We start from the raw sequence: 3,772 nt of genomic DNA on the forward strand, positions 1-3,772 counted from the left end.
CTCGGTGGTCCACCACTTGCCCATGGCGGCGTCGGAGACGGTGAGGTCGCCGCGGTTGTGCTGCGTGATCGACTCGTCGACGAACACCTGCGCGATCCTCGCCTCGGTCTCCAGCTCGGCCAGCACGAAGCGGCTGTTCTGGAAGGAGCCGACGGGCTTGCCGAACGCCTTGCGCTCCTTGACGTAGTCGAGCGTCATGTCGATCGCGGCGCGGCACGCGGCGGCTGCGACCACGGAGATCGAGAGACGCTCCTGGGGCAGCTTCTCCATCAGGTAGATGAAGCCCTGGCCGGGCTCGCCGATGAGGTTCTCCTTGGGCACGCGCACGTTCTCGAAGTAGAGCTCGGCGGTGTCCTGGGCCTTCAGGCCGATCTTGTCGAGGTTGCGACCACGCTCGAAGCCGGGCGTGCCCCGCTCCACCGCGATGAGCGAGAAGCCCATCGCGCCGGCCTCGGGGTCGGTCTGGCAGACGACCAGCACGAGGTCGGCGTTGATGCCGTTGGTGATGAAGGTCTTGGAGCCGTTGATGACGTACTCGTCGCCCTCAAGGATCGCGCGGGTCTTGATGCCCTGCAGGTCCGAGCCGGTGCCCGGCTCGGTCATGGCGATGGCCGTGATCATCTCGCCGCTGCAGAACTTCGGGAACCAGCGCGCCTTCTGCTCGTCGGTGGCGTAGGAGAGCAGGTAGCCGGACACGAGGTCGGTCTGGATGACGAAGCCGATGCCGCTCGCCCCGACCCGGGTGATCTCCTCGGACAGGATCGCGTTGTAGCGGAAGTCGTCGATGCCGCCTCCGCCGTGCTCCTCCGGCATCATGAAGCCGAGCAGGCCCAGCTCGCCGGCCTTCTCCCAGACCTCGCGGGGGACGATGCCGTCCTTCTCCCACTGGTCGTGGTGCGGCGCGATCTCCTTCTCGCAGAACGTGCGGACGGTGTCGCGGAAGGATTCGTGGTCGGCGTCGAAGATGGTGCGCTTCATGGGGTCCTCTTTCGGTGCTTGCGAGATGGTCGGTCAGGCCTGGACGGCGACGCCGTCGGCGATGAGGGACTCGACGTCGTCGATGCCCCAGGCGGTCAGTGCGTCACGTGTGCTGGCGCCGGGCGCCTCGGGCGCGGAGCCGAGGCGGGCCTCGGTGCGCGAGAAGCGTGGGGCCGGCGCGGGCTGGGTGGTGCCGTGGTGCTCCACGTAGGTGCCCCGCGCGACGTTGTGCGGGTGCTCGTAGGCCTCGGCCAGCGGGAGCACCGGGTGCACGCAGGCGTCGCTGCCCTCGAAGACCTCCACCCACTCGGCCTGGCTGCGGGCGGAGAACCGATCCTCGATCCGTTCGCGCAGCTCGGGCCAGCGCTCGAGCTCGTACTGGCCGGGCAGGTCGCCTCCCAGGAGGTCGGTGAACGCGGCGAAGAACTGCGGCTCCAGGGGGCCGACGGACATCCAGCGCCCGTCGGAGGTCTCGAAGACGTCGTAGAAGGGGGCGGCCCCACCGAGCAGGTTGGTGCCGCGACGCCCGTCCCAGCTGCCCGACTGCTGCATCGTGACGGCCATGGTCATGAGGTGGGCGGTGCCGTCGGTGATGGCGGCATCGACGACCTGGCCCTCGCCCGTGCTGCGCGCGTGCAGCACCGCGGCCAGCACGCCGGCCACCAGGTAGAGGGACCCGCCGCCGAAGTCGCCGAGCAGGTTCATCGGGAACGTGGGGGCGTCGCCGGGTCGGCGGCCGATCGGGTCGAGCGCACCGGCGACGGCGATGTAGTTCATGTCGTGGCCCGCGGTCTGGCTGAGCGGTCCGTCCTGGCCCCACCCGGTCATGCGGCCGTAGACGAGCGCGGGGTTGCGGGCCAGGCAGGCGTCGGGGCCGATGCCGAGGCGCTCGGTGACGCCGGGACGGAAGCCCTCGAGCAGCACGTCGGCGGACTCGACGAGCCGCAGCACGGTCTCGACGCCACGGGGGTCCTTGAGGTCCAGCGCGACGGAGGGGCGACCGCGGCCGAGCAGGTCCTGCTCGGGGGTCGTGAGCTGGAGGCCACCGCCGCCGGGGCGGTGCACCCGGACGACGTCGGCGCCGAGGTCGGCGAGCATCATGGCCGCGAAGGGACCGGGGCCGATGCCCACGATCTCGACGACGCGCACGCCCTGCAGGGGCCCTGAACCGGAGTTGATCGTCACAGCACCATTGTGACAGTCCTACTGTCACGATGTCGAGAGGGTGTCGAGATACCGTCGGTATGTGGCACCATGCTGCCGTGCATCCTGATCTCGCCTACACCCGACGCGGCACGCCCGGCGCTCCCCCGCTCGTCCTCCTGCACGGCATCGGCCATCGTCGCCAGGCCTGGGACCCGCTCCTGGACGACCTCGCCCGCGACTATGACGTGATCGCCCCCGACCTGTCCGGGTTCGGCGAGTCCCCCGCCTTCGCCGGCGGCGTCCGGTACTCGATGGAGAACGCGTGCGAGCACATGCTCGACCAGTTCGAGCGGTGGGGCGTCGCGAAGCCGCACGTCGTGGGCAACTCCCTCGGGGGCGCCATCGCGCTCGAGCTCGGCTCCCGCGGCCTCGTCTCGTCGGTGACGGCGCTCAGCCCCGCCGGGTTCTTCGGACCCGTCAACCGGTTCCAGGCGCTCGTGCCGCTGCTGCTCATGCGGCTGTCGGCGCTGCTCACCCCGGCGCGACTGCTCCAGCGCCTGGCCGCCGACCTGCGCGGACGGCGGGCCATCGGCGCGATCCTCTACGCCCGACCCGAGCGCCACGACGCCGACCACACCTACGGCGACTCGCTGGCCCTCAAGCACGCGACGGCCTTCGAGCGCACCGCTCGGGAAGGCGTCACGTACCGCTTCGCGAGCCAGGTGCCGGTCCCCACCACCGTCGCGTGGGGCACGAAGGACCGCCTCCTGCCCTACGCCCAGGCAGCCGTCGCGAAGTCCCGCCTGCCGCAGGCCCGCCACGAGCCCCTGCCCGGCTGCGGTCACGTGCCGATGGCCGACGACCCCGAGCTCGTCCTGAGGCTGATCCGCCAGACCGCGGTCTAGACCGACCTGGCGAAGCGGGCGGGCGTGGTGCCGACGGTCCGACGGAAGTGCCGGGTGAGGTGCGCCTGGTCCCAGAACCCGGCTGCGGTGGCGGCGTCAGCGGCGGGGACGCCGTGCAACAGCAGCGCGCGAGCCCGGTCGACCCGTCGACCCACGACGTAGCGGTGCGGCGGCAGCCCGTAGGCCCGCTGGAACGACCGCGCCAGGTGCGCCGGTGAGCGGCCGAGCAGACCGGCGGCCTCCTCGAGCGTGATCCCGTCGACGACGTGGTCGTCGAGCACGTCGCGCAGCGCCCGCGCGGCCGGGACGTCGGCAGCAGGGGGGATCACCTGCCGGCCCGAGCCGAGCACGACGTCGCGCAGGCCCAGCAGCAGCGACTCCGCCTGCCAGGTGTCCTCGGGTCGGGCGAGCACCTCGTGGAGCTCCTCGGTGAGTGCCCGGGCCGCAGCACCGGGCAGCACCGGACGGTCGACGGCGTGGCCGGTCACCGACGCCGGCAACCAGGTGGCGTCGAGGTAGAGGACGCGCTTGCGGAAGCCGTGGTCCTGCGAGGCCGACCGACCGTCGTGGGTGACGTGCGGCGGCAGCAGGCTGACGTGCCGCTCCGGCGCCGTGCGCGCGTGCCGGTCGAGGTCGTACGCCACGCACCCCTCGTCGATCAGCAGCACCGTCCAGGTGTCGTGGGTGTGCGCCGGGTACGCGTGCGAGGTCATCGTCGCGTGGAACACCTCGCGGACCAGGGG

4 protein-coding genes are annotated in these 3,772 nt (G+C 71.7%); 1 reads left to right on the plus strand and 3 read right to left on the minus strand.

All coding sequences use genetic code 11. From position 1 onward, the window contains the following. Positions 1-978 (minus strand): acyl-CoA dehydrogenase family protein (locus tag ASF38_RS09005; protein ID WP_235497577.1); only part of this gene is annotated, 978 nt, incomplete at its 3' end. A 33-nt stretch (positions 979-1,011) separates the two neighbouring features. Then, positions 1,012-2,163 carry a CaiB/BaiF CoA-transferase family protein gene (locus tag ASF38_RS09010; RefSeq protein ID WP_056575276.1) on the minus strand — a complete coding sequence of 384 codons (1,152 nt, stop codon included), beginning with the start codon at positions 2,161-2,163 and terminating at the stop codon, positions 1,012-1,014. A 77-nt stretch (positions 2,164-2,240) separates the two neighbouring features. On the opposite strand from ASF38_RS09010, the gene ASF38_RS09015 reads away from it, so the two are divergent. Then, a complete protein-coding gene (locus tag ASF38_RS09015; protein WP_200914472.1) occupies positions 2,241-3,029 on the plus strand; it encodes an alpha/beta fold hydrolase in 789 nt (262 codons plus the stop codon). On the opposite strand, the gene ASF38_RS09020 is transcribed toward ASF38_RS09015, so the two are convergent. After that, positions 3,026-3,772: AraC family transcriptional regulator (locus ASF38_RS09020; RefSeq protein ID WP_304438650.1), on the minus strand; the 747-nt coding region annotated here is incomplete at its 5' end. The two genes, ASF38_RS09015 and ASF38_RS09020, sit on opposite strands and share 4 nt — an antisense overlap.

The sequence above is a fragment of the Aeromicrobium sp. Leaf272 genome (assembly GCF_001422865.1).
In the GTDB taxonomy this organism is placed as follows: Bacteria; Actinomycetota; Actinomycetes; order Propionibacteriales; family Nocardioidaceae; genus Aeromicrobium.